Raw genomic sequence first — 6,698 nt, 5'->3', positions numbered from 1 at the left:
AATATTATAGCTTAGACTAGTTGCGTTTAAAAGCAGCTAAATTGCAGCGTTTAAGGCCTAAAAATGCCAACACTAAAAATAAATACTGACCAGGGTTTCTTTTGCCTTTTTTTACTTGGTAAGTTTCTTAAATATTTATTACTAAAGCAGTATCCTGGATCTCAGTGTCAGCTACTTGGATGACAAGAAAAGGGGGCACTGGAATGACAGGAGAAGGAGGAGTTGGAGTAGCAGGAGAGAGGGCTCTTGTATGACAACTAATGGATACTTTGTATAACACCCTTCTAACCCCAACTATGGATTAGAGATAAAAAAGAGGAAGAATATTAATGGTTTGTAAATTAAAACATCTGCAATAAAAAAGCTAATGGGCACCTAAATTTAAGCAGTAGGCATCTAAAATGCTCCATCAATTTAGTAAGACTCAAGAATTTCAATAGTTTAGCCGTATAAGTATGCAATGAACTGCCATTTTTAAGTTTGATTAAGCATGATTCAAAAAGTCAAGATTTTTAATAATTTATCAAAATCCAATCCATAGTTGGGGCTTCTGGTAAGCTCAAATCACGATTTTCATGCAGTTATGAACCTTACCAAGAAAAAACAGAGAGAGTAGTTGGAAATGCTTTTTACAAAAAAAACGACACTAATAAAAAGGATTTCTATTCCATTTGAAGTATAAAACTATCATAAATTTTCTTGTTATCCCCAAGCAGAATTATATTAGTTCAGTTTTGCCAAAAAACTAGACGATATAACCGTTTCCAGCAACCAAAACCAGTTAGCGTGAGAAGAATTTCTTTTGGATTGATTGTTGGTTTTATAGATCAATTTGTCTCTTTCCTTCATTGTTTTCCCTCTCTTCTACAAGCCTATGAGTGTGATCGCCTACAATTCTTTGTTCTCTTCTGTCAAATTTATCAATTTTTGAGCTATCTATTGTACTTACTAAGGCTGTAGTTATTTGAGTAAACTGCTCTTTTGTTAAACCTGGTTTGTTGAGATTTGTTTCTAGATTTTGTAATTTGTCTCTCCCCATGATACAAGAATCATTTAGGTAATTTGCTACTTTCTGTTGATGGTTCAAAGTACGGTTTACTATCCGTTGTGGTGGGGGCTTTTGTGTCTGGCCTTTCTCAAAGCTCTTAACCTTTGTCTCTAGCTTAGCAACCTCTCTTTTAAAGTCAATTAAATTGCTTTTATGTTTTCACTTAGCTCTCCAATTTTTTTCCCAGTGCTGGAACTTTTCATTCTGGTTTCATTTTCGCTAACTTTTGCTTCTATGGTAGCGATCTTTTTACTGTTAGCTTCTCTCCTCTTATCTATAATGCTCTTGTTACTTTTTCTCTCTTTTCTAATTTATCTAAGTCTCGATTTTCTCGCTTTAATTTATTTAGTTCCTCCTAATTCAGCCATTTTATTTCTTAACTCGACAAGATTATTTTTTTAACTTTTTACTAATCCTTTTACTCTTTTTGTAACCGTAAGTATGAGCTTACCAGCCTTAGAACTTTTATCTGGTGCTTTATCCCATCACTTTTGACCTTTGTTTCTAACTTGTCAATCTCTCTTTCGAATTTGTTCAAGTTACTTTCTACATCTTTGTCTAATTCCTTGACTTTTTCTCCACTACGGAAGTTTTTAATGTTAATGTCATTCTCATTAACTTTTGCCTTCATCATTGCAATTTTTTTGTTATTGTCTGCTTCTACAGTGCTTTTATTACTAGCTTTTTCTCTTCTATAATGTAATCCTCAGCCCTTCTTTTTTTAACTCATGTATTTCTTCCTTAAGCCCTTTTTGCTCTTGTATAAGTTTAATAATATTTGAAGCCGAATCAGACAGCTTTTTCAAATTATCACTTAATTCTTTGCGAGCATTCTTAACAATATCCACTTGCTTTTTTATTGAGCTCACATTTGCACTGTCATATTTACCTTTAGCATGCTCTGTTTTCATTATTTCTACAACATTGCTAAGATTTTTAAACTTTTTGATTAGCATTGACTGTCTTATACTACATAACCTGGTAATCGTTGACTAGCAAGAACATTTGCAATCTCATCATCACATTTTTTAATATCAGCAATGTGCTTTTCAAATGGAAGTTTCAATTGCTGTTGGGCGTCTCCTCAGTACATTACCTAAGGTACGTTGTTGACCATTAATGGTCTCTACGATTGTGTCATTGCGCTCTTGAATGTTAATAGCTTGCTTCCTATACTCGTTAATTTGTTCTAAAAAGTCTTCATCTGTTTTCTTTATATTAAAAATGTTGTTAGATTTCTTCAGTTCCATAACGTTTACCTCAATTTCAATTAAATATAGTAACACTCGAATGTTAAATTTTAGTTTAATTAGTAAATTCCTCTATAAACTAACCTTGGCTTTTCTTTTGCATCAGACTTTTTGGATAACCTGATATGATTTTGCAAAAAGTCCAATGTCTACTCAGACTCAAGAAGCATCGCTAAGGGATTCTCTATATAATGCTTAAAGGCGTTTAAAAATCTTGCCCCAAGTGCTCCATCAACTGTTCTATGATCAACAGAAAGTGTTACCATCATTATTTCTGCTACCTCTATTTTTTCATTGATAACAATAAGCTGTTTCTTGGATGTACCAACAGCCATAATGCAAGACTGTGGCGGGTTAATTATAGCGCTGAAAGTTTTTATACCAAACATGCCTAAGTTAGAGATAGTAAACCCTCCTCCTTGAAATTCCTCAGGTCTTAATTTTCCAGATCTTGCTCTGCTTACTAGATCCTTTACTTCTTTTGATATAGATAAAATACTTTTTTTATCAGCATTTTTTACTATGGGAGTGATTAGTCCATCTTCAAGTGCTACGGCGATTGAAATATCTACATTTGCATATCTTAGTATCTTATCATCTATCCAGGAAGAATTTATATCAGGAAATTTCTTTATGCTGAAAGCTACAGCTTTTATAATTAGATCATTAATTGTTACTTTATTGTTTTCATCTGCTGAATTAATCTCATTTTTGAGTAATATTAGCTTATCAACCTGGCAGTCTACAGTTAAATAAAAATGTGGTATATTCTGTTTAGCTTCAACCAGGCGTTGTGCTACCACCTGGCGCATGTTACTCGTTTCAACTATAACGTCTTCTCTCAATCTTTCACGACTTCCAATTTGTACACCACCGTCTAAAAACTCCAATACGTCAGCTTTAATGATACGGCCATATGGACCGGTGCCTTTTAGTCGTTTTATATCCACATTTTCATTTTGAGCTATTTTTTTTGCTAATGGGCTTATTTTTATTCTGCTTTCTGTTGTTTTGGTATCCTCTTCTCTGGACCCCAGTGCTTGACACTGGGATGACACTGAAGGGTTAGATGACACTGAAGAGTTGGATGGTATTGAAGTGTTAGGTGACACTGAGGAGTTAGATGGCATTAAAGAGCTGAGTAACGTTGAAGGGTTGGATGACGCTGAAAAATTGGATGACGTTGAAAAGTGTTCTTCAATATTGGTAGTAGAAGCTGAAACATAGCTGTCAAGTGCATTGTTGTCTTCTCCTTCTTCTAGCATTAGAGCTATTGGTTGATTTACAGGAACACCACTTGCTCCCTCCGGTACTAGAATCTTTACTAAGACCCCTTCATCCACAGACTCGAACTCCATTATGGCTTTATCAGTCTCTATTTCAGCAATTACATCACCTACTTCAACTCTATCCTGCTCTTTTTTACACCACTTTACGATTTTCCCCCCAGTTTTGCTCATTGTTGGGGAAAGAGCAGGCATTAATATTTCTATTAACATCTATTGTAAATTAAAAATCTATTCAACTTTTAATTTACTCTTTATCTTATGTCAATCTAATCGTAAATTATGATGAATAAACCGCTTACGTCATCCCAGTGCGTGACACTGGGATTTTGGTTCAGAAGTAGATCTACTATATATCTTATTGTTTTTGTTATTCAGTCCTAACTTGTTTGCCAGCAACTTTGTTTCAAAAAAATCAAATAAAGTCAATATGAGAGCAGTACCATGGTTTCACTATCCTACAATATGGATATACACTTGCAAAATCCGCCTCTAAAAGGGATAGAAGAGTTTGAAAATTGGAAAAAGGTCTGTGATATAAAAAAAGATTGCGGGTGGATAAAAAGTAATCTGCTCAGTAACAGGTGCTACGCGATGATAAAGGAAGATACTTATGGATATCAAAAACAGAATATATACAGTAAGATTGCTATGAAAATAGACGAATAAGTTATAATGAAAATAGAAAAATGCAGTAAAAATGGTGCTTCCTCCCTTCCTCAAAGCATAAGGCGTAGGTACAAAAAGAGCATATATATGAGGTTGATTAGGTTGAAAAAGGATCTTGATTGGTAGTAGTTCCCAAACCTTCTGTGGTAGGCTCTTCAGATAAAGCAAATGGTGCATTATTGATTTCTTGAGCCTCAGGGGAACTGTTTTCCTCCGCGGAGCTGTTGCATTGCCCACAGAAGCTCCGTAACATTTTCTCAGCAGATGAATTTAAAATTTGTATAATAAGCTTTTCAATCTGCTCTTTTAGCGATTGATCCATTCTAGAAATCGACTCAGAAAACTTGCTATCTTCCTTTTCAGCTTCACTTCTTATTTTATCTTCTATATTTTCAATATTATCCTGGCAATTTCCTCTTTTGTTATGTTGAATGAATTTGCAATGTCTTGGTACTTGATCTTGCATTCGCCACTTCCAGTTATACAAAGAGCAATGGAATCGGACATTTCACTTGCAGTCCAATTGTATATAGCGTAAGCCAAACAGTTTCATGGTTTTTATTAATGTTAAATTGTTGTTCTATTAGCCTAGAAGTCTTATTCCTTAGAGATATAAAGCACCCCCTTACATTAGCTGTACCTTTTTGTTAAAATGTAGCAATTAAACTGAATGACAAATTAATACATGATTTACTTTAATTGATTATTAAATTAAGAGGTAAAATTCATGGTGTTAAGGCACTTTAAGCTACGATTTAGAATCTTTTAGCTATAGCCCTAACAACTCTTTTCTAATTTCTTTTTTAATTGTGTTGATTATATCGGGATCAAGTTTACTTATCCAAGGATCACCAATATTTTCGATACTGTTCGGATTTTGTATTATTTCCTTAATAGTACTGTCTATTTTTTTTATCTTACTTTCGTTAAATTCATCAAGCATAGGTTTAACTTTTACATAACCAGGAGAACCTCTGCCATAGGTTTCACTACTTCTGTTGATGCAGCCGCCTGCACCATATGCTCTATCAATATAGCCTACCCTACATTCTTTTACATCTTTATATTTTATTTGACCGTTTTCTATATATGCTATTTGTTTACCTTGTGTAGATGATGTACCTGTTACTATTGTTGGTTCCCTTAGCTTTAATTCATCTATATGGACCTTTGTTTTCCTGTACTCCTTTCCATTATATGTTCTATGTTTACCACCACCTGCAATAGTGATTAAGTCTTTACAGTCTGCTCCAGAAGAATTTTTGCACATTTTTATAAAAGTTGGTCCACCATCTTTATTGGATATATGGCTTGTGAGTCCGCCACCCCCTTCCATAACTTTAACTTTAATTACAGGATGACTAGGATCAATTTTTAGTTTAGCTTTAATATAATCTCCTGGTATTCCTGGTCTACTTTCAGTAGATTGAGCTTTATCAGCTATATGACCAGCTTCACCACCTCCCCACGCCTCTATTTCGACATAATCATATGGCGATAAGTCACCTGTATAACTATTCCCAAGTTCATAAGATCCTTGATTACTTTCCTCAAGTTTTTGTTTCTTATCTTTCAATTGCTTTACTATTATTTCACGCAATCCATTTTTTAAACCTGCCAAGTCAAGCCTACATAATTTATCAGCATAAAAAACCTCTGTTCTGTTTGCTTTAACCGGTTGATCTTTCAATTGTGTACACTTTTGTATTTCACCTTTTTCGTTTTTTAGTGTTTTACCATCTTTATCTTTACAATCCACTTCCTCATATCTTAAGTAAAATGATTGCCCATCTTCTTTATTCAAATATTGTGTTAAGCGGCTACATGCTTCACCTGAGCAGATGCAACCATCTTGACCTTGTTCACACTTTTCCTTACTCCCTCCATCTATTAATTTATATACTATCTTACATTTGTTGCAATCCTGTTTTGTATCCATTTCGTCATCCTTTTCCGCAATGCAATTGTTTCTATTCGTATTTTCCTCAGGAATGGAAATATATCTCCGCTTATTGAATATTATCTTATCTAGCTCGCTCTGTGGCTTTGCCAAAACATCAGTTGTTTCGTTGCAAGGAAAATAATAAAGCTGATTCGACTCCTTTGAATAAACAGTATTATACTTAATGTACCTTGCCCCCATTGATTTTAATGATACTACCTCATTTTCCCTCTTAAGCACAAACTCTTCTGGTTCTGGCTTCCAACCAGAAAGACATAGCATTTTTCTTTTAGAATTTTTTTGGTTCTTTACTCTCATGTACTTTACTTTTATTTTTGGCAGTCCCATATTATCTAATTCTAACTTAGTAGATTTGATTTCGTTACCTTCTGTAGAATTTGTTATACTGTAATCCTTACCATTAGGAAACTGGATCCCAACATTAGGGGTAAGCCCATATTCTTCCAAAATTGCAAGCTGAGAATTCTTTCTTAATATACCCT

The 6,698-nt window shown here is 34.2% G+C and carries 7 protein-coding genes and 1 pseudogene; 1 reads left to right on the top strand and 7 read right to left on the bottom strand.

Annotated elements, in window-relative coordinates:
• Positions 1 to 820: 820 nt before the first annotated feature.
• The 5 genes from IHO40_RS05125 to IHO40_RS05105 all read right to left on the bottom strand — a co-directional run bounded on the left by IHO40_RS05125 (position 821) and on the right by IHO40_RS05105 (position 3,797).
• Positions 821 to 1,039: a hypothetical protein gene (locus IHO40_RS05125; RefSeq protein WP_225537069.1), complete on the bottom strand. Its 219-nt coding sequence runs from the start codon at positions 1,037 to 1,039 to the stop codon at positions 821 to 823.
• A 427-nt stretch (positions 1,040 to 1,466) separates the two neighbouring features.
• On the bottom strand, positions 1,467 to 1,682 hold the full coding sequence (locus IHO40_RS05120; protein WP_225537068.1) for a hypothetical protein: 216 nt from the start codon (positions 1,680 to 1,682) through the stop codon (positions 1,467 to 1,469).
• Positions 1,683 to 1,740: 58 nt separating this feature from the next.
• Positions 1,741 to 2,004: a hypothetical protein gene (locus IHO40_RS05115; RefSeq protein ID WP_225537067.1), complete on the bottom strand. Its 264-nt coding sequence runs from the start codon at positions 2,002 to 2,004 to the stop codon at positions 1,741 to 1,743.
• A gap of 93 nt (positions 2,005 to 2,097) precedes the next feature.
• Positions 2,098 to 2,334, bottom strand: a complete 237-nt coding sequence (locus tag IHO40_RS05110) for a hypothetical protein (RefSeq protein WP_225537066.1) — start codon at positions 2,332 to 2,334, stop codon at positions 2,098 to 2,100.
• Positions 2,335 to 2,447: 113 nt separating this feature from the next.
• Positions 2,448 to 3,797: a pyruvate dehydrogenase complex dihydrolipoamide acetyltransferase gene (locus IHO40_RS05105; RefSeq protein ID WP_225537065.1), complete on the bottom strand. Its 1,350-nt coding sequence runs from the start codon at positions 3,795 to 3,797 to the stop codon at positions 2,448 to 2,450.
• A 231-nt stretch (positions 3,798 to 4,028) separates the two neighbouring features.
• On the opposite strand from IHO40_RS05105, the gene IHO40_RS05100 reads away from it, so the two are divergent.
• Positions 4,029 to 4,253, top strand: a complete 225-nt coding sequence (locus tag IHO40_RS05100) for an SH3 domain-containing protein (RefSeq protein WP_225537064.1) — start codon at positions 4,029 to 4,031, stop codon at positions 4,251 to 4,253.
• 97 nt (positions 4,254 to 4,350) lie between these two features.
• Here IHO40_RS05100 and IHO40_RS05095 read toward each other — a convergent pair whose 3' ends face one another.
• Positions 4,351 to 4,719 (bottom strand): hypothetical protein, encoded by a 369-nt coding sequence (locus IHO40_RS05095; protein WP_225537063.1) that lies wholly within the window; start codon positions 4,717 to 4,719, stop codon positions 4,351 to 4,353.
• 303 nt (positions 4,720 to 5,022) lie between these two features.
• Positions 5,023 to 6,698 (bottom strand): annotated as a pseudogene (locus IHO40_RS05090) (hypothetical protein); the annotation flags it as partial.

The sequence above is a fragment of the Wolbachia endosymbiont of Mansonella ozzardi genome (assembly GCF_020278625.1).
GTDB lineage: Bacteria > Pseudomonadota > Alphaproteobacteria > Rickettsiales > Anaplasmataceae > Wolbachia.
The sequence above is the reverse complement of the archived record's forward strand: the minus strand, read 5'-3'. Positions and strand labels throughout refer to the sequence as shown.